This is a genomic window from Alcanivorax sp. IL3 (genome assembly GCF_047495465.1).
In the GTDB taxonomy this organism is placed as follows: Bacteria; Pseudomonadota; Gammaproteobacteria; order Pseudomonadales; family Alcanivoracaceae; genus Alcanivorax; species Alcanivorax jadensis.
The window spans coordinates 3,224,564-3,243,236 of record NZ_CP179931.1 but is presented as its reverse complement, the minus strand read 5'-3'; the positions used below and the strand labels follow the sequence as shown (position 1 = coordinate 3,243,236).

At 57.2% G+C, this 18,673-nt stretch carries 12 protein-coding genes and 1 pseudogene; 11 read left to right on the top strand and 2 right to left on the bottom strand.

The features are described from left to right. Positions 1 to 2: 2 nt before the first annotated feature. A pseudogene (locus ACMG4M_RS15055) lies at positions 3 to 1,025 on the bottom strand (DEAD/DEAH box helicase); the annotation flags it as partial. 158 nt (positions 1,026 to 1,183) lie between these two features. Between ACMG4M_RS15055 and rpmE the strand changes: the two are divergent. Further along, a complete protein-coding gene (gene rpmE, locus ACMG4M_RS15050) occupies positions 1,184 to 1,402 on the top strand; it encodes a 50S ribosomal protein L31 (protein WP_035245139.1) in 219 nt (72 codons plus the stop codon). 128 nt (positions 1,403 to 1,530) lie between these two features. Then, positions 1,531 to 2,805 (top strand): malic enzyme-like NAD(P)-binding protein, encoded by a 1,275-nt coding sequence (locus tag ACMG4M_RS15045; protein WP_035245137.1) that lies wholly within the window; start codon positions 1,531 to 1,533, stop codon positions 2,803 to 2,805. Positions 2,806 to 2,954: 149 nt separating this feature from the next. On the opposite strand, the gene ACMG4M_RS15040 is transcribed toward ACMG4M_RS15045, so the two are convergent. Then, entirely contained in the window at positions 2,955 to 5,534 is a 2,580-nt protein-coding gene (locus ACMG4M_RS15040) for a penicillin-binding protein 1A (protein WP_272962151.1), read from the bottom strand. A gap of 198 nt (positions 5,535 to 5,732) precedes the next feature. Here ACMG4M_RS15040 and ACMG4M_RS15035 point away from each other — a divergent pair, with 198 nt between their 5' ends. The 9 genes from ACMG4M_RS15035 to gltB all read left to right on the top strand — a co-directional run bounded on the left by ACMG4M_RS15035 (position 5,733) and on the right by gltB (position 18,671). Next, positions 5,733 to 6,800 (top strand): pilus assembly protein PilM, encoded by a 1,068-nt coding sequence (locus ACMG4M_RS15035; RefSeq protein WP_414430317.1) that lies wholly within the window; start codon positions 5,733 to 5,735, stop codon positions 6,798 to 6,800. After that, positions 6,797 to 7,366 carry a PilN domain-containing protein gene (locus tag ACMG4M_RS15030; RefSeq protein WP_035245131.1) on the top strand — a complete coding sequence of 190 codons (570 nt, stop codon included), beginning with the start codon at positions 6,797 to 6,799 and terminating at the stop codon, positions 7,364 to 7,366. The genes ACMG4M_RS15035 and ACMG4M_RS15030 overlap by 4 nt, the downstream gene beginning before the upstream one ends. After that, complete coding sequence (locus ACMG4M_RS15025) at positions 7,363 to 8,049, top strand: type 4a pilus biogenesis protein PilO (protein WP_156964814.1); 687 nt, start codon at positions 7,363 to 7,365, stop codon at positions 8,047 to 8,049. Before ACMG4M_RS15030 ends, ACMG4M_RS15025 begins: the two co-directional genes overlap by 4 nt. 7 nt (positions 8,050 to 8,056) lie before the next feature. Continuing rightward, the gene (locus tag ACMG4M_RS15020) at positions 8,057 to 8,584 is read left to right on the top strand and encodes a pilus assembly protein PilP (protein ID WP_052042465.1); all 528 of its coding nucleotides are present in this window, start codon (positions 8,057 to 8,059) and stop codon (positions 8,582 to 8,584) included. Between the two features lie 16 nt (positions 8,585 to 8,600). Beyond that, positions 8,601 to 10,748: a type IV pilus secretin PilQ gene (gene pilQ / locus ACMG4M_RS15015; protein ID WP_414430316.1), complete on the top strand. Its 2,148-nt coding sequence runs from the start codon at positions 8,601 to 8,603 to the stop codon at positions 10,746 to 10,748. Continuing rightward, the gene (gene aroK / locus ACMG4M_RS15010) at positions 10,745 to 11,278 is read left to right on the top strand and encodes a shikimate kinase AroK (RefSeq protein WP_035245129.1); all 534 of its coding nucleotides are present in this window, start codon (positions 10,745 to 10,747) and stop codon (positions 11,276 to 11,278) included. Before pilQ ends, aroK begins: the two co-directional genes overlap by 4 nt. 130 nt (positions 11,279 to 11,408) lie before the next feature. Further along, the gene (gene aroB / locus ACMG4M_RS15005) at positions 11,409 to 12,488 is read left to right on the top strand and encodes a 3-dehydroquinate synthase (RefSeq protein ID WP_035245127.1); all 1,080 of its coding nucleotides are present in this window, start codon (positions 11,409 to 11,411) and stop codon (positions 12,486 to 12,488) included. Beyond that, entirely contained in the window at positions 12,478 to 14,064 is a 1,587-nt protein-coding gene (locus tag ACMG4M_RS15000; RefSeq protein ID WP_414430315.1) for an SPOR domain-containing protein, read from the top strand. Before aroB ends, ACMG4M_RS15000 begins: the two co-directional genes overlap by 11 nt. A gap of 143 nt (positions 14,065 to 14,207) precedes the next feature. Next, positions 14,208 to 18,671, top strand: coding sequence for a glutamate synthase large subunit (gene gltB, locus ACMG4M_RS14995; RefSeq protein ID WP_035245123.1), 4,464 nt, complete (start codon positions 14,208 to 14,210; stop codon positions 18,669 to 18,671). Positions 18,672 to 18,673: the final 2 nt, after the last annotated feature.

Sequence of the window (18,673 nt, the reverse complement as noted above, 5' to 3'; positions counted from 1 at the left end):
GCTCGCCAGGTGGCCAGGTCGCGGGCGTGGAAGCGAAAGCCATCCTGTTGTTTCAGCGAGGCGTCGTGGGCTTCGTCGACGATGATCAGGCCCGGGTCGGCGAGCGGGGTAAAGATGGCAGAACGGGTGCCGATGATGATGCGTGCCTTGCCATCCCGGGCGGCCAGCCAGTTGTCCAGCCGTTCCCGGTCGCTGAGTCCGGAGTGCAGGGTGACCACCGGCACGGCGAAGCGCTGGCGGAAGCGTTGCACGGTCTGCGGTGTCAGGCCGATTTCCGGAATCAGCACCAGTACCTGCTTGCCGGCGGTGAGATGCGCGGTCATGGCCTGTAAGTAGACCTCGGTCTTGCCACTGCCGGTGACACCGTCGAGCAGGAAGGGGGTAAACCCCCTGGCTTCCTGCAGGGCACGGATGGCCTTGCGCTGTTCTGCGTTGGCGGCCAGGGGCGGCTGGGCCAGAATGTCCTTGGGCGGCGCGTCATCGTCCAGAGCCACCTGCTCCGCCCAGCCCTTGTCTCGCAGGCTGGCCAGGGTGGCTGAGGGAACCTCCAGGGCGGCGAGCATGGCGCTGCTCAGCCCCTTGGGGTGATCCCGCAAGGTGTGCAGGGCCTGGCGCTGGCGGGGAGCCCGGCTGACCTGGTCGTCGCTGACATGGTGGCCCCGTTCGGTAAGCTGCCAGCGCTTTTCCTGGCTCGCTTCGGCGTCGTTGCCCTGGCGCAGCAGGGCCGGCAGGGCGTAATTGAGGACCTCGCCGAGGGGGTGGTGGTAGTAGCGGGCGGCCCGTTCGCACAGCTGGTAAAGCTCTGTCGGCAGAACAGGGCTGTCGTCCAGTACCCGTTGAACGGCTTTGAGTTTGGGGTAATCGCTGTTGCCGTGACCGTGGACCAGGCCCACCAGGGTTCGCCGACCGAAAGACACTTGTACCCGGCAGCCGCGCGGAGGCGGGGTGTCGCCCGGGTACAGGTAGTCAAAGCAGCCTGTTAGCGGGACCGGCAGGGCAATTTGCAGGGTTTTCTTGGCTGACAAGGGCGTTCCTGAAGACTGCTGCGCCAAAGAGCCTTCAAATAGGCCCTCAGCGCTTGCGGATTGGGATTAAGCTGTTATGATTCGCCTTCTTTTTCCCAGACGCAAGCCGTGTGGTGCCTGTCGTAGAGCCAGGTAGCGACACATATTGGAGCTCAGCCATGAAACCAGAGATTCATCCCGAATACCAGGCAGCGACTTATACCTGCAGCTGCGGTAACGTTATTGAAAGCCATTCCACCCGCGGTGGTGCGATGGACCTGGACGTTTGTTCCGCTTGCCATCCTTTCTATACTGGCAAGCAGAAGCAAGCCGACAGCGGTGGCCAGATCGACAAGTTCAAGCAGCGCTTCGGCATGATGCGCAGCAAGAAGGACTAAACAGCGTTTTCACCGCAGTTTATGTAGCCTTTAAAAAGCACCCTGCGGGGTGCTTTTTGCTTTGAGATCTTGCGTACACAGTGTTTAGCCTGACAGTTTAGCCCGACTAGGGACCAGCGGAGACCAGCATGTCTGAGGATTTGAGAACGGCGGCCCTGGAATACCACGCCAAACCGCGGCCAGGGAAAATCAGCGTTGAGGTGACCAAGCCGGCGGCAACCAGCCGTGATCTGAGCCTGGCCTATAGTCCGGGTGTGGCGGAACCGGTGCGCGAGATCGCCCGGGAGCCGGAGCTGGCCTACCGCTTTACTGCCAAGGGCAATCTGGTGGCCGTGATCAGTGATGGCACTGCCATCCTGGGCCTTGGCAATCTGGGTGCGCTGGCGTCCAAGCCGGTGATGGAAGGCAAGGGGATTCTGTTCAAGCTGTTTGCCGGTATTGATGTGTTCGATATCGAAGTGGACGCGGAAGACTCCCAGGCCTTTATCGACACTGTGGTGCGTATCCATCGCACGTTTGGCGGTATCAACCTGGAAGATATCCGGGCGCCGGAGTGTTTCGAGATCGAGCGCATCCTTAAAGAGCAGTGCGATGTGCCGGTCTTCCACGATGATCAGCACGGTACCGCCATCGTGGTGGGGGCCGGTCTGATCAATGCGCTGGAAATCCAGAAAAAGCGTATCGAAGACATCAAGGTGGTCTGTGTGGGTGCCGGCGCCGCTGGCGTGGCATCGGTGCGGCTGCTGATCGAGATGGGTGCGCGCAAGGAAAATATCCTGGTGCTGGATCGCAAGGGCGTGATTCATAGCCGTCGAGACGATCTCAACCAGTACAAGGCGGCGCTGGCCAACGATACCGACAAGCGCACCCTGAACGATGCAGTGGAAGATGCGGATGTGTTTATCGGTGTTTCCGGCCCGGATATGCTGACCCCGGAAATGGTCAAGAAGATGGCCCCTCGGCCGATCATCTTTGCCCTGGCCAATCCGGATCCGGAAATTCGCCCGGAGGTGGCCAAGGCGGCGCGCCCGGATGCGATCGTGGCTACCGGTCGTTCCGACTTTCCCAACCAGGTGAACAATGTGCTGTGTTTCCCGTACATGTTCCGTGGTGCGCTGGATGTGCGCTCCACCTCGATCACCGAGGAAATGAAGATCGCTGCGGTGCACGCCATTGCCGAGCTGGTGCGCGAAGCGCCGCCTCAGGAAGTGCTGGACGCTTATGGCGGTGAGCCGCTGACCTTTGGCGCCGACTACATCATTCCCAAGCCCAATGATCCTCGTCTGTTGGGCCGTGTGTCCTCGGCGGTGGCTCGTGCGGCGGTGGATTGTGGTGTGGCTCGCAAGGGGTATCCCTCGCACTATCCGTTGAGCTCCCTGGATGAGATTTTCCCGGAGTTGTGATGGGGCGCGCTTGATCCAAGACGCTTGATGCAAGACGAAAAAACCGCCGAAAGGCGGTTTTTTTATGGGCCTGTCGAACCTGATGCTTGACGCGAAAACGCTGTCCTTAAAGTGATTAGCGTCAGGCGTCAGGCGTCAGGCGTCAGGCATTAAAATATCTGTTCCGGCGCGCTGTTGCTGCCGCCGGGGCCGCGCTGGGGTTCTATTTCCGGCACTTGGTCCTCAATAAAGTACTCGCGGATGGCATTGGGGTTGTCCGGGCGCGCTAGCAGGCCGCTGTCGGGGTCGATCCGCACGGTGGAGATGCCGGAGGGTTGTTCCAGCTGTCGTTCCGGAACCCCTTGCAGGGCAGGGCCCATGTAATCGATCCAGATTGGCAGGGCCGCCTTACCGCCGTATTCGCCCCAGCCCAGGTTGGCCGGGTTGTCGAAGCCTACCCAGACAGTGGCCACCAGGTCCGGAGAATAGCCGGAGAACCAGGCATCCACCTGGTCGTTGGTGGTACCTGTCTTGCCGGCCAGGTCGTCACGGCCCAGGGCACGGGCCTTGTTGCCGGTGCCTACCCGAATCACGTCCTGGAGCATGGAGTTCATCAGCCAGGCAATGCGCGGATCCAGTACCCGGGGGGCCATGACCGGTTCTGGCTGAATTGGTGTGCCCGGTTTGTCGGCGCTATCCTTGTTGTCCGGATCCGATGGCTCCGGCGACGACGCCAGTTCGGGGATCTCGTCCTCCAGTTTGAGGGGCGGCAGACAAGGGGGCTCGCACAGAATGACGTCCGCTGCCTGCCAGAGGATGTCGCCATCCGCATTTTCAATGCGCTGAATGGCCCAGGGGGTCACCCGGTAGCCACCGTTCGCGAAGATGCTGTAGGCGCTGGCGATATCCATCGGAGTGACGCTGGCACTACCCAGTGCCAGCGACAGGTCACGCTGAAAGCCGTCAGCGGGCAGGCCGAAGCGCTTCAGAGTGCCCATGGCCTGGCTGATGCCGATCTGACGCAGAATGCGAATGGAGACCAGGTTCAGGGAGCGATACAGGGCCTCGCGCATGCGGGTGGGGCCGTAGAACTTGCCGCTGGCGCCGGTGGGGCGCCAGGCGGTTTCCAGTTTGTCGTCATCGAACACCACGGGCGCGTCATTGATGATGGAGGCAGGTGTGAAGCCGTTCTCCATGGCCGAAGTATAGATAAAGGGTTTGAATACGGAGCCTGCCTGGCGCTCACTTTGCACGGCTCGGTTGAAGTTGGAAGCCGAAAAGCTGTAGCCGCCCTGCATGGCGAGCACGGCGCCGGTGGCCGGGTCCAGTGAGACCAGGGCGGATTGCGCGACGGGCAACTGGGCCAGGCGCCAGCGGCGGTTATCGTCGGGGCCCACCGGACGGACGCGGATGATGTCGCCCCGGGTTAGTACATCGGCGGCTTTCTGGGGCTCTTCGCCGACATATTTGTTGTTGAGCTGGGGGCGGGCCCAGCGGATATCATTCCAGGCCAGTTGGGCGCGCTTACCATCGCGGAACAGTATGTCTGCATCCTGTTCGCCAACGCGGGTGACGATGACCGGTTGCAGGGGGCCGATTCGTTGCTGGTCGCGGATCATCTTTACCCAGCGGGCGACGTTCGGATCCAGTCCGGTAATAGTTTTCTCGATTTCCGCTTTTTCTGCCTGAGCAGGCAGTTCGCTCTCTTCTGTTGGAGGTTGTTCGCTGTCTGACACGTCGATGGCTGATAATGCCGGGGCTTCGCTGATATCCTGCTGCACTACGGGGCCGCGATAGCCATGGCGCTCATCGTAGCTGTGCAGGCCGGTGCGCAGTGCCTGAACGGCCGCTGTCTGGCGCTTGCTGTCGATGGTGGTGATGATGCGAATGCCATCGGTAAAAATATCCTGCTCCACCAGTTTCGCAGCCTGCAGGCGGACCATTTCGCCCACATAGGCGGCGTCCACCTCGGGCTGGGCGGCATGGAAGCGGGCGCTTACCGGTTCGGCCTGAGCTACCTTGCGAGCCTCAGGAGTAAGAACACCGGTTTCTTCCATGCGAAACAGGATCCAGTTGCGCCGCACCCGCGCCCGTTCCGGGTTGGTGATCGGGTTATAGGCTGAAGGGGCCTTTGGGAGGCCGGCGATCATGGCCTGCTGGGCGATATTGAGTTCTCCCACCGATTTGCCGTAATAGACTTGGGCGGCGGCTTCGGCGCCGTAGGCCCGGTGCCCCAGATAGATTTTGTTCAGGTATAGCTCAAGTATCTCTTCCTTGCTGAGTACCCGCTCGATTTGGATGGCCAGGACAATCTCGTTGAATTTGCGCAGAAAGCGCTGGTCCCGGCTGAGGAAGAAGTTACGCGCCACCTGCATGGTGATGGTGGAGCCACCGGAGCGGATTTCCCGGTAGCGGGCCAGTTCCACGGCGGCTCGTACGAGACCCTTCAGGTCAACGCCATTGTGTCTGAAGAAACGCTCATCTTCGGCAGCCAATACCGCCTGGACCAGGGTTTCCGGCAATTCCCCGTAGGATACCGGTTGTCGGCGTTTTTCCCCGTATTCAGCAATAAGTTTTATATCGCTGCTATAAATGCGCAGGGGAATCTGGTATTCCACCTCGCGGATCTGGCTGGCTGGTGGCAGTTGTGGGGCCAGATACAGATAGCTGGCGGCCAGAATGGATAGCCCGCTACCGGCGCCGGCAATCAGGAGAAGGAGCAGGTATCGGGTCCAGGAGGGTAAGCGCATGTTTTCGACAACTACTGGCTGGTATCGGTAGAAAGGCCTAGCGGGCCCGTGAAGTGGGTCATTATATGGTGGAAAGGTTGTTGTGATCTAATATCTGTTCTGCTATTACTACACCTAAAGTGATTCGACATAAAAAACGTGTAAGTGTATCTTTATCAAGAAAAAACACTTTAATAATAACCAGACGGGACGACAACAGTGCTGCCTTTCCTCAGAAAAAAGGCCCAGACACTACTGGGGATCGACATAAGCTCCACGGCGGTGAAGCTGCTCGAGCTGTCGAAATCGGGGAACCGCTACAAGGTCGAAAGCTATGGGGTTGAGCCCCTGCCGGCCAACGCGGTTGTCGAAAAAAACATCAGTGACGTGGAGGGCGTCGGGGATGCTATCGCCCGTCTGGTGAGCCGCGCCCGTCCCGGGGTCAAAGCCGCGGCGGTGGCGGTGTCCGGCTCTGCCGTGATCACCAAGCTGATTGAAATGGACGCCTCTCTCAACGAAGACGAGCTGGAAAGCCAGCTGAAAGTGGAGGCGGATCAGTACATCCCTTTCCCGCTGGATGAAGTGCGTATGGACTTCCAGGTCATGGGGCCTGTTGAAGGTAATGACGAGCGCGTGGAAGTGCTTGTGGCAGCGTCTCGCACCGAAAACGTGGAAATGCGGACCGACGCTCTGGAGATTGGTGGCTTGCAGGCCAAGGCGGTGGATGTGGAAGCCTATGCCATGGAGCGGGCTTTCCAGCTTGTGCTGCCGGGTCTGCCCAACGCTGAGGAGCTGCAGACCGTGGCGGTCTTTGATATCGGTGCCACCATGACCACGTTGAACGTCTTTCATCAGGGTCGCAGCGTCTATACTCGTGAGCAGTTGTTTGGTGGTAAGCAGCTGACCGAAGAAATTCAGCGGCGTTATGGTATTTCCATGGAGGAGGCTGGCCTGGCCAAGAAAACCGGTGAATTGCCCGATGATTATGAGGCGGAAGTCCTTCAGCCCTTCAAAGATGCTGTCGTTCAGCAAGTCAATCGCTCCTTGCAATTTTTCTACGGCTCCACCCAGTTCAATGAGGTGGACTATATCCTGTTGGCCGGCGGGTCGGCTTCTATCCAGGATCTGGCAGAGCTAATCCAGGAGAAGGTTGGTGCCAACTGTTCCGTGGCCAACCCGTTCAGTGATATGGCACTGGCAAACAAAGTGGGAGCCTCTGCCATTGCCAATGATGCGCCAGCACTGATGATCGCCTGCGGCCTGGCATTGAGGAGCTTTGACCAATGACAACAACAATTAACCTGTTGCCGTGGAGAGAAGAGCGTCGTAAGCAGCAGCAGCAAGAGTTTGTCATGATGCTGGTGCTTGCTGCTATCGCGGGTGGACTCATTTTCTGGTTGTGGAAGGGGTATGTGGATCAGCAGATCTCGGACCAGCGAGCTCGAAACAGTTTTATCCAGACGAAGTCGGCAGAATTAGAGGAGAAAATCAAGGAAATCAAAGAGCTAAAAGCTCGGCGAGAGGAACTTGTTGCTCGTATGGAAGTGATTCAGAGCTTGCAAGGTAATCGGCCTACAATCGTTTATGTGTTTGACCAGCTTGTTAAGACCCTTCCGGATGGCGTCCATTACAGTCGAATAGAGCGAAAGGATGGGGAGTATACGATTGAAGGTGTGGCGGAGAGCAATAACCGCATTTCCAGGTTGATGCGAAATTTTGATAAGTCCGCATGGTTCCGGCAAGCAGCATTGCAGAGCGTTGTTGCACAAGAGAATCAGTCTGGGGCAAATAGTTTTGTGCTGACGGTCTTGCAGGACACTCCAAACAGCAAAAATGAGGAAGAAAAACAATGAAAACCTCTGAGCTGAAAGATATGGATTTGAGGGAGTTAATCGACCAACTTAACTCTCTTGATTTTGAAAATGTAGGGGGCTGGCCAGCACCGGCTAAAGCGGGTGTGGCTACTCTTGTCTTATTGGTTGTTTTGGGTTTGGGTTATTTTTTCTTTATCGCGGATGCGAACCAGCTGTTAGAGCAACAGCGCAACGAAGAAATATCGTTATTGAAGAGCTATGAGAAAAAAGCTTTTGAAGCCCATAATCTGGATCAGTTCAGGGCGCAGCTCGTCGATATGGAGCAGACTTTTGGGGCGTTGCTCAAGCAGCTGCCCAAAGAAACTGAGGTTCCCGGTCTTCTTGAAGATATCACTCACACAGGTCTCGGTAGTGGCTTGGAGTTTGAAGAGATAAAACTGGAAGATGAGGTTGAGCAGGAGTTCTATGCAGAGCTCCCGATCAAGGTCACCGCTATCGGCGACTATCATTCCTTTGGCGCTTTTGTTTCTGGTGTTTCCGGGTTGCCCAGAATCGTGACGCTGCATGATTTTTCTATATCTGTTCCTGATGAGGGGAAGGGCAAAGAAAAAGAGATGGCTTCTCTTGGCCTTCTCCGCCTAGATGTCACAGCGAAAACTTATCGCTATTCCAGCAATGACGGGGCTGTCACAAAGAATGCCTCCGCAGGTAAAAATAAATAGGTGGGGTATGCGTAAGTTAATAGCTTTCAGTGTGGCGATTTTTGCTGCCTTTGGTCTTGCAGGATGTAGCGGCGGAAGCGGGCTGCAGGGCTTGGAGTCTCGACTTGAAGAAATCAAAGCTCGTCCCAGAGGGAGAATAGAGCCGCCACCCGAATTCAAGCCAATTGCGACTTATTCATATGCCGCACATAAACTTCGGTCACCGTTCAGTAAGCCGGTAGACGAAACTGGAGCGTTTATTCCCGACGGACGCAATGTGGAGCCTGACATGGGAAGGCCAAGAGAGTACTTGGAGCGTTTCTCTCTGGACGCCTTGACAATGGTTGGTACGATTTCCCGGCCTGGCGGGGAGCTTGAAGCGCTCATCGCTGATCCAGGTGGGGCTGTTACGCGAGTGAGGCCAGGCAGTTATTTAGGGAAAAATTTCGGTGAAGTGCAGGCTGTCAGTGAAACGAAAGTTCAGCTTGTGGAAATCGTTCCAGATGGACGAGATGGCTGGGTAGAGCGCGCCAACTCCGTCTCTATTGCTGAATAATGATCGCTGGGGATCAATGATGATAAATATAGATTTTAAAACAAAAAATGGTATGTCCCGGCGTGTGACGGGGTTTTTCCTTTCTGTTCTTCTGTTCGGGGCTTTATCCTCTGCCCAGGCAAGCACTCTTAAGTCGGTTCAGGCCAATGCTCTATCTGGTGATAGTCTTGAGGTGCGCCTGACATTCAGCGGAGCTGTGCCTGAGGTAAAAGGTTACGGTATAGAAAAGCCAGCGCGTATCGCTCTCGACTTAATCGGGGCTGATAGCGTTGTTGATGAAAAACGTCAAAATATGGGGGCAGGCAATGTTCGCAGCGTCACCATCGTTGAGGCAAAAGATCGTACGAGATTGATTTTCAATCTGGATTCCTTGGCGGGTTACTCGACGAATGTAGATGGCGACACCTTGGTTGTTTTGATCGGTGACAATTTGCCTGCCGGGTCAGGGGGAGTCGGTACTGCTTCTGATGTTGTTGCTGACGCTGAGGCGGCTGTGACCGGGGTTGATTTTCGCAGGGGAGATGATGGTGAGGGCCGTGTGCTCGTTAAGTTGTCTCAGGCGTCGATCCCGGTAGATGTACAAGAAAGTGGCGATAAAATTGTTGCCCGCTTTGTCGGTGCAGGTGTATCGGATGAGCTGGTAAGGAAGCTGGATGTTACCGATTTCGCAACCCCGGTAAAGTTAGTTGAAACTAAGGCGTTAGATGGATCTACAACTATTGAGATTCAGTCTTCAGGGGCGTGGGAGTATTTGGCTTATCAGGCTGACGAGCTTTTCAGTATTAATGTGAAGCCTGTTTCCAACGATGCGGCTGAAAGGAAAAAACAGGATGCGTTTGAGTACACAGGAGAGAAGCTTTCACTGAACTTTCAGGATATTGAGGTTCGCTCAGTGCTTCAGTTGATTGCTGATTTTACCGGACTTAACTTGGTCGCTTCGGATACGGTGGATGGTCGCATCACTTTGCGGTTGCAAAATGTTCCTTGGGATCAGGCACTGGAGCTGATACTTAAAACCAAAGGTCTTGATAAGCGCAAAGTGGGTAACGTTTTGCTTGTGGCGCCTGCAGACGAAATTGCAGCTCGTGAGCAGCTTGAGCTGGAAAGTCAAAAGCAGATTGCCTCTTTGGCACCTTTGCGTACGCAGTATGTAAATGTGAATTATGCGAATGCCGCTGAAATTAAAACCTTGATCAGTGGTGCCGACAAAGAAGTGGGCTCTTTGCTCAGTGAGCGTGGTTCTGTGGTTGTTGATAAGCGAACCAATACCCTCATTATTCAGGATACCCAGGCCAGACTGAATGATATTGGTGATCTTATTGAGCAGTTGGATATCCCTGTGCAGCAGGTGCTGATTGAGGCCAGAGTGGTTGTGGCTTCAAATGATGTCTCTAAAGAATTCGGTGTTCGCTGGGGCGGGCTTGGCTATGATGGTTCTCAGCTGGCGAATGAAGGTGAAACTTCAATGTTCTCCGGCCGTCTAACCAGTCTTCGCCAGCTTCATTATGCCAATATTGATCGTGATGACGATGGCTCTCTTGGTGAAATTGAAGAGTTCAATGTAGATACCAATAATGATCTGATCGTTGATTTGGGGGTTGAGTCTAGCGAGGCATCTCGTTTTGCTGTCGGCTTTACCTCTTTGGCGTCCGGGTTGATTGAGCTTGAATTGTCCGCTCTGGAGGCTGAAGGCCATGGTGAGCTTGTGGCCACGCCCAAGGTCTTGACAGCGGATCAGCAGCCGGCTGTTATCGCTGCTGGCCAGCGAGTTCCTTATGAAACGGCGACATCCTCTGGTGCGACAGCGGTGGAATTTATCGATGCGGAGCTTCGTTTGGAGGTAACTCCTCACATCACTCCGGATGGCAATATCATAATGACTCTGAAAGTGTTCAATGATGCGATAAGTGGTTTTGTAGCGGATACGCCGGTGGTCGACACAAATCGAGTCGAGACCTCTGTTTTGGTGAGTGATGGCGAGACAGTTGTTCTTGGTGGTATTTTTCAGCAGGAGAAAAGAAATTCTGTTGCGAAAACGCCGTTCCTGGGTGACTTGCCCTGGATTGGTAAGTTGTTTAGTCGAACTACAAAAGTGGATGACAAGCAGGAGTTGTTGATTTTTATTACTCCTAGGCTGATGAAGGATGCTTTGGCGAATCGGTGACCAAGACGACTAACCCCTCTCTGATACTGGTTGGCCCCATGGGTGCTGGGAAAAGCACCCTGGGTCGCCACCTTTCCCAGATACTGGATTATCCCTTCTTCGATTCTGATCGGGTTATTGAGGAAAAGACGGGAGCAGATATCCCGTGGATCTTCGATATGGAAGGCGAGGCCGGTTTTCGCCGCCGTGAGCAGGAAGCGATTGACGAGCTCACCCGTCAGAACGGTATCGTGTTGGCCACTGGTGGTGGTGTCGTGGTGACGCCCGAAAATCGGGATATGCTTCATGATCGCGGCTGCGTGGTCTATCTTTGGACCCCTGTGGACGTTCAGCTTGCCCGTACCCGCAATGACAAGAATCGCCCTCTGCTGCAAACGGCGGACCCGCGCGCCAAGCTGGAGGCGTTGTTTGCCGAGCGGGACCCTCTCTACAGACAGGTGTCTCATCACGTGGTATCCACGGCCTCAGGAAACCTGAAAAAGGTGGCGGATGACGTGTTGGCTTGTTTGGTGTCTCACCGGCAAGGATAATGTGGTCGTGAGAGGCGATGTTCGCATCGCGACTGGGTGGTGGCATGTTTAGCGACGCCTCACCCTGTCTGCAAGAATGACTCGATCCCCCCTTGCCCTTGCATCGAACCAAATGTCTGTCGGAGACCCAATGCGAACACTTCAGGTGGCCCTGGCCGAGCGTAGTTACCCGATTCATATCGGTGCCGGCTTGCTCGACACCTTTCCCCTTGCCGAGCAGGTGCGCGGCAATCAGGTAATGATCATTACCAATGAGACCATTGCCCCGCTGTATCTGGAACGTTTGACCCGACATTTTGCTGCCTCCCAGTGCGATACCCTGGTCCTGCCGGACGGGGAAAAGTTCAAGAACCTGGAAACCCTGGAGAGTATTTTTGATGCTCTGATGGCCAGGCGCCATTCGCGCACCACCACCCTGATTGCGCTGGGTGGTGGTGTGATCGGAGATATGGTCGGTTTCGCGGCGGCCTGTTATCAGCGCGGGGTGGACTTTATTCAGGTGCCTACCACGTTGCTGGCCCAGGTAGATTCCTCTGTGGGTGGCAAAACCGCGGTCAATCACCCCCGTGGAAAGAACATGATTGGCGCGTTCCATCAGCCGCGCTTGGTGTTGATAGACACTGATGTGCTGGCCACCCTGCCGCAACGTGAACTGGCGGCAGGCTATGCGGAAGTGATCAAGTATGGCCTGATTCGCGATCCGGATTTTTACCACTGGCTGGAAACCAACAATGACAAACTGTTGTCCAGAGACAATGAGGCATTATCCGAAGCCATCTATCGCAGTTGTGAGAACAAGGCGCAGGTGGTGGCCGATGATGAAACCGAGCAGGGTAACCGCGCCCTGCTGAATCTGGGCCACACCTTCGGCCATGCCATAGAAACGGCCACGGGCTATAGTCAGTGGCTCCACGGTGAAGCGGTAGCCGTTGGCATGCTGATGGCGGTGCATATGTCGGTCAGGCTTGGCTGGGTGGATGCGGCGCTGGAGCCAGGTCTTGCGGGTGTGTTGGCGCAGTGGCAGCTGCCGGTCACGATTCCCCCGGGGATGACCCCGGATCAGTTCATTGACCTGATGGCACTGGACAAGAAAGTGCAGAATGGTCGGCTTCGTCTTGTGTTGCTGAGGCAGCTGGGTGAGGCTGTGGTCACAGCAGACTATGATGCAGTGGCATTACGGCAGACGCTGGAGGCTTTTTGTGGAACATGATGATGATCGTTTTTTCAGTGGTGCATCCCGGGGCGATTATCTGGATGCGCTGACTGCCCATGCTGGCCTGGGTTCCGTGGTGGCGCTGGAAGGGGATAGTGGTAGCGGCGTGTCTACCTTGCTTGGTCACACGGTGATGGCGTTGCTTGGTGACATGGAGATCGTCCGGATTGATGGCGCGGCTGAACATAATGCCAATGTGGTCGTCGAGTCCCTACTGCGGCACTTCGATATTGACCGGGCTGCACTGCCCGACAAACTTCGGGAAACCCTGGCTGACAGCCGGATTCTGGTAGTAGTGGATAACAGCGAAGATCTGCTGGATGAGGCGATTGCAACCATGGCCGCCCTTAAGCAGAAACTGGGCGCCCGCCTGGGTTATCTGTTCGGTGGCTTGCCCGGTACGGTGGAAAAACTGAAGGGGGCGGATCTGGCCCTGGACGATGTGCTCGATCTGCCTTCGCTGGTTGCTGATGATATTCAGGATTTTGCCTGGTTTGTGCTGGGGCTTGAGCTGGATGAGGCCCAGGCGGAGCGTCTCCGTCATGACAGTGACGGCAATATTGCCCGGTTGATTGAGTTGCTGAGCAACGGTGATGTCGGCGCCCCGGTGATGATGTCCGCTGCTGCTGAAGAGGAGGATGACTCCGAACCCGCTGCCGTATTTGCATCTCGCCCGGTTGATGAGGACTCGCAGGAAGAGTTTCATCTTTCTTCATCCGCAGTTGATGATGAGGCCGAGAGTTTTGCTGAGACTGGCGATGACCATGAGGATGTTGAACAGGAGCGGCGTGCCGCAGTGACTCCACCATGGCGCCATGTGGCGGCGGTGGTTGGTCTGCTGGCCGTGGTGGTCATCATCTGGTCGGTTTTCTCCGGCGGTAGCGATGACGGCTACGGGCAGGGAGAATCTCGTCAGCTTGCCCTTCCGGTTCCGGAGCAATCCGGCGCTGAAGAGGGTGCTGCTGCCGAAGCTCAAGAGCCTCAGACTCGCCCGTTGGCGTCATCCATGGAGCCCGTTGCCAGACTGGAAGACCTTCCCGATCGCCAGGATCCCGAGCCTGATTCAAAGACGGATGGTGATGCTGGAAGTGTGTCCTTGACGCCGGTAACGGATCCGGTCATGCAGTCAGCGCCTGCCCGGCAGGAGCCGGAAGTGCGTGTGGCACAGGAGTCTGCGGAGGCGGCGTCGCCAGAGCCGAAACAGGAAGAGCAATCGCAGGACACGCCTGCCGAACCTGATACAGTGCCCGCCAGCGAGCCGGCTCTGAGCGGCCTGGATGCGGAGTTGGGCTACCAGCGGGAAGACTGGTTGGCAACGCTGGATGATAGCCGCTGGTTCCTGCAGATTACCGTGACCAGCCAGGAGGCCAATGCTCGCGGGGTGCTGGACCAGCTGGAGCGCAAGGGGGCCTATTATCGCGCCGAGCGTAACGGAAAAGCGGTCTATCTAGTGCTTTCCGGGGACTATTCCAGCCGTCAGGCGGCACTGGATGCAAAGTCGACGTTACCTGCAAAGTTGCGCTCTGCAGGCCCATTTCCCCGCAATATAGCCGACATTCGCAGCGAACTTTGAAAACGAAAATACCCCTTGGGTGACTGTTCAATTTGTCGCCCAAGGGCGCAATGTGTAGAATGCATATCCCTTTTTTGCCGTCACCACTATCCTGACGCCATTCGCCTTCTGTAAGTCTCTGAATTTCAAGAGGAAAGGTTTTGATGCAGCAGAACTCAACGCTGGTGCGGGGGCTCACTGAGCCCGGAGAATTCCGGGACAACTGTGGTTTTGGTCTGATTGCCCATATGGAGGGCAGCGCCAGCCACGAGCTTTTGCAAACGGCCATCGAAGCACTGACATGTATGACTCACCGGGGCGGCATTAATGCCGATGGAAAAACCGGTGATGGCTGCGGTCTGTTGCTCAAGAAACCCGATTCTTTCTTCCGCAAGGTTGCGGAAGCTCAATCCATTAGTCTGCCGGACAACTATGGCGTGGGGATGATCTTTACCCACCCGGATGCCGACCAGGCGGAACAGCAGAAAGCCGCCATCAATACGGCCCTGGAAGCGCAGGACGTGCAGGTGCTGGGCTGGCGCGAAGTGCCCACCGACGACGCCTGTCTCGGTGATCTGGCCCGTGCCTCTCTGCCCGGCTTCTGGCAGGTGCTGGTGGCAGCTGACGGCAATACCGAGCAGGAGCTTAACCGCCGCCTGTTCTTTGCCCGTCGTCATGCGGAGAAGGCGTTGGAGAGCGATGGCTACTTCTACGTCTGCTCCCTGTCTGCCTCGGTGATTTCCTACAAGGGTCTGATGATGCCGGTGGACCTGCCGGCGTTCTTCCCGGACCTGGGTGACAGTGCCATGGAAACCGCCATTGTGGTGTTCCATCAGCGCTTCTCCACCAATACCTCGCCGCAGTGGCCGCTGGCCCAGCCGTTCCGGTATCTGGCTCACAACGGGGAAATCAATACCGTACAGGGCAACCGTAACTGGGCACTGGCCCGGGAAAACAAGTTCGAAAATGAACTGTTGCCCGGTCTGGAAGAGTTGAGCCCGCTGGTTAACCGCACCGGCTCCGACTCTTCCAGCATGGATAACATGCTGGAAGTGTTGTTGGCTGGCGGCATGGATCTGTTCCGCGCCGTGCGCATGATGATCCCGCCGGCCTGGCAGAACGTGGAAACCATGGATTCCGATCTGCGGGCTTTCTACGAATATAACTCCATGCACATGGAGCCCTGGGATGGCCCTGCCGGCCTGGTAATGACCGACGGCCGTTACGCGGTTTGTATGCTCGACCGTAACGGTCTGCGTCCGGCCCGCTGGGTAGTGACCAAGAACGGCTTTATTACCCTGGCTTCAGAAATCGGCGTTTACGGCTACAAGCCGGAAGACGTGGTGGCCAAGGGTCGGGTCGGGCCGGGCCAGATCCTGGCCATTGATACCGAAACCGGTGAAGTGCTGCACACCAAGGACATCGACAACCGTCTCAAGGTGCGCCACCCCTATCGGGACTGGCTGAAAGGCAACGCCCTGCGTATCGAAGCGGATTACGACCACGAAGTGGAGCGTACCGACGAGGTGGATCAACAGGATCTGCTCAGCTACCAGAAGTTTTTCCAGATCAGCTTTGAAGAGCGCGATCAGGTGCTTCGCCCGCTGGCAGAATCCGGCCAGGAAGCCACCGGCTCCATGGGCGATGATACGCCCATGGCGGTGCTGTCCCGTCGCGAGCGCTCCCTGTACGACTACTTCCGTCAACAGTTTGCTCAGGTGACCAACCCGCCCATCGATCCGCTGCGCGAAGCGATCGTGATGAGCCTGGAAACCTGTGTGGGCGCCGAGCGGAATGTGTTCGAAGAAACAGCGGATCATGCCGACCGGGCGATTTTGTCTACCCCTGTGCTGTCTCATTCCAAATTCACCAACCTGATGAAGATCGATCGTCCCGGGTACGATGTGGCCAAGCTGAGCCTGCATTACGACCCGCAGATCGGCCTGCGTCAGGCGGTGGAAAATCTTTGCGAGCAGGCCGCCCAGGCAGTCCGTGATGGCAAGGTCATTCTGGTGCTTACCGACCACGGTATTGCCCAGGATCAGCTGACCATCCACGCCCTGATGGCCACTGGTGCCGTGCACCATTACCTGACCGAAAAAGGTCTGCGCTCCGACGCCAACATCATCGTGGAAACGGCCACCGCCCGTGATTCCCATCACTTTGCTGTGCTGTTCGGCTTCGGCGCCACTGCCGTCTACCCGTACCTTGCCTATGACGTGATCTCCGACATGGTGCGCTCCGGCGAACTGCTCGGCGATGCGGTGGAGCTGCAGAAGAACTTCCGCAAGGGCATCAACAAGGGCCTGATGAAGATCCTCTCCAAGATGGGGATCTCCACTATCACGTCCTACCGCGGTGCCCAGCTGTTTGAAGCCGTGGGCGTTGCCCGCGATGTGGTGGATCTGTGTTTCCGTGGTGTGCCCAGCCGTATTCAGGGTGCCAGCTTCGAGGATTTCGAAGCGGACCAGAAGAGCCTGGCCAAGGATGCCTGGAAGCAGCGCAAGCCCATCGATGCCGGCGGTATTCTCAAGTACATCCACGGCAAGGAATATCACGCCTTCAACCCGGACGTGATTTATGCCCTGCACCGGGCTACCCAGGACAGTGACTACGACGCCTACAAAGAGTATGCCGAACTGGTCAACAAGCGCCCTGTGGCCACCCTGCGTGATCTCTTTGCCCTGCGCGATGACGTGGAAGCCATTGATGTGGAGCAGGTGGAGCCGCTGGAAAACATCCTGCTGCGCTTCGACTCCGCGGGCATGTCCCTCGGTGCTCTCAGCCCGGAGGCCCACGAGGCCATCGCCACCGCCATGAACCGTCTGGGCGGTCGCTCCAACTCCGGTGAGGGTGGTGAAGATCCGGCCCGCTACGGCACCGAGCGGGTGTCCAAGATCAAGCAGATTGCTTCCGGCCGTTTCGGTGTGACCCCGCATTATCTGGTCAACGCCGAGGTGCTGCAGATCAAGGTGGCCCAGGGCGCCAAGCCCGGCGAGGGCGGTCAGCTGCCCGGTGGCAAGGTGAATGCGCTGATCGCGCGCCTGCGTCACTCCGTGCCCGGCGTAACCCTGATTTCGCCGCCACCGCACCACGATATCTACTCCATTGAGGATCTGGCCCAGCTGATCTTCGACCTCAAGCAGGTCAACCCGGACGCCCAGGTGTCCGTGAAGCTGGTGTCCGAGCCCGGTGTGGGTACCGTGGCTTCCGGTGTGGCCAAGGCCTACGCGGACCTGATCACCATTTCCGGTTACGACGGCGGTACCGCGGCCAGCCCGCTGACCTCCATCCGCTATGCCGGCTCCCCCTGGGAGCTGGGCCTGGCGGAAGCCCATCAGGCCCTGCGTGGCAATGATCTGCGCGACAAGATCCGTCTGCAGACCGATGGTGGCCTGAAGACCGGCCTGGACGTGATCAAGGCCGCTATCCTGGGGGCCGAGTCCTTCGGTTTCGGTACCGTGCCGATGATCGTGCTGGGTTGTAAGTACCTGCGTATCTGTCACCTGAACAACTGCGCTACCGGCGTGGCGACCCAGCGTGAAGACCTGCGCAAGGAACACTTTATCGGTGCGCCGGAACTGCTGATCAACTACTTCACCTTTGTGGCCAAGGAAGTTCGTGAGTTGCTGGCGCTGTTGGGCGTGAAGAGCATTCCCGAGCTGATCGGCCGCACCGACTTGCTGAAAGTGCTGGAAGGCGAAACCGTGCGTCAGGGCAAGCTGGATCTGACGCCGATCCTGCGCAATGATCTGGTGCCGGCTGACAAGCCTACCCACTGCCAGGTCAGCCGCAACGAGCCGTTCGACAAGGCGGTGCTGAACCAGAAAATGGTTGAGGACATGCTGACGGCCATCGACAGCAAGTCCGGCGGCTCCTTCCACTATGAGATCACCAACTGTGATCGCTCCGTGGGGGCGCGGGTGTCCGGTGAAATCGCCAAGCGTCACGGCAACCTGGATATGGAAACCGCGCCGATCAAAGTCCGCTTCACCGGTACCGCCGGGCAAAGTTTCGGTGTGTTCAACGCCGGCGGCCTGCACATGTACATCGAAGGCGATGCCAATGATTACGTGGGCAAGGGCATGGCCGGTGGCAAGCTGGTGATCCGTCCGCCCAATGGCAGCCCGTTCAAGAGCCAGGAAACGGCCATTATCGGTAACACCTGCCTGTACGGTGCCACCGGCGGCAAGTTGATGGCTGCGGGTACCGCTGGCGAGCGCTTCGGGGTACGTAACTCCGGCGCCCACGCCGTGGTGGAAGGCGCTGGCGATCACTGCTGTGAATACATGACTGGCGGTTCCATCACCGTGCTGGGTCGCACCGGGCATAACTTCGGTGCCGGCATGACTGGTGGTTTCGCCTTTGTACTGGACGAAGACAACGATTTCTTCGACCGCATCAACCCGGAACTGATCGAACTGCATCGCATCAGTTCCGAAGCTACCGAATCTCACCGCAGTCACCTGCGTGGCGTGATCTCCGATTACGTGCAAGAGACCGGCAGCGAGTGGGGCCAGTACATTCTGGATAACTTTGATGCCATGAGCCGCAAGTTCTGGCTGGTTAAGCCCAAGGCCGCAAGCCTGGAAAACCTGCTCAAGAGCACGCGTGCCAATCCGGCATAACG

Excerpts from the sequence above, each read along its gene's own strand:
- ACMG4M_RS15025 (WP_156964814.1), top strand. The coding sequence starts at position 7,363 with ATGAAAACCTCTGAGCTGAAAGATATGGATTTGAGGGAGTTAATCGAC.
- ACMG4M_RS15040 (WP_272962151.1), bottom strand. The coding sequence starts at position 5,534 with ATGCGCTTACCCTCCTGGACCCGATACCTGCTCCTTCTCCTGATTGCC.
- rpmE (WP_035245139.1), top strand. The coding sequence starts at position 1,184 with ATGAAACCAGAGATTCATCCCGAATACCAGGCAGCGACTTATACCTGC.
- ACMG4M_RS15045 (WP_035245137.1), top strand. The coding sequence starts at position 1,531 with ATGTCTGAGGATTTGAGAACGGCGGCCCTGGAATACCACGCCAAACCG.
- ACMG4M_RS15030 (WP_035245131.1), top strand. The coding sequence starts at position 6,797 with ATGACAACAACAATTAACCTGTTGCCGTGGAGAGAAGAGCGTCGTAAG.
- ACMG4M_RS15020 (WP_052042465.1), top strand. The coding sequence starts at position 8,057 with ATGCGTAAGTTAATAGCTTTCAGTGTGGCGATTTTTGCTGCCTTTGGT.
- gltB (WP_035245123.1), top strand. The coding sequence starts at position 14,208 with ATGCAGCAGAACTCAACGCTGGTGCGGGGGCTCACTGAGCCCGGAGAA.
- aroB (WP_035245127.1), top strand. The coding sequence starts at position 11,409 with ATGCGAACACTTCAGGTGGCCCTGGCCGAGCGTAGTTACCCGATTCAT.
- pilQ (WP_414430316.1), top strand. The coding sequence starts at position 8,601 with ATGATGATAAATATAGATTTTAAAACAAAAAATGGTATGTCCCGGCGT.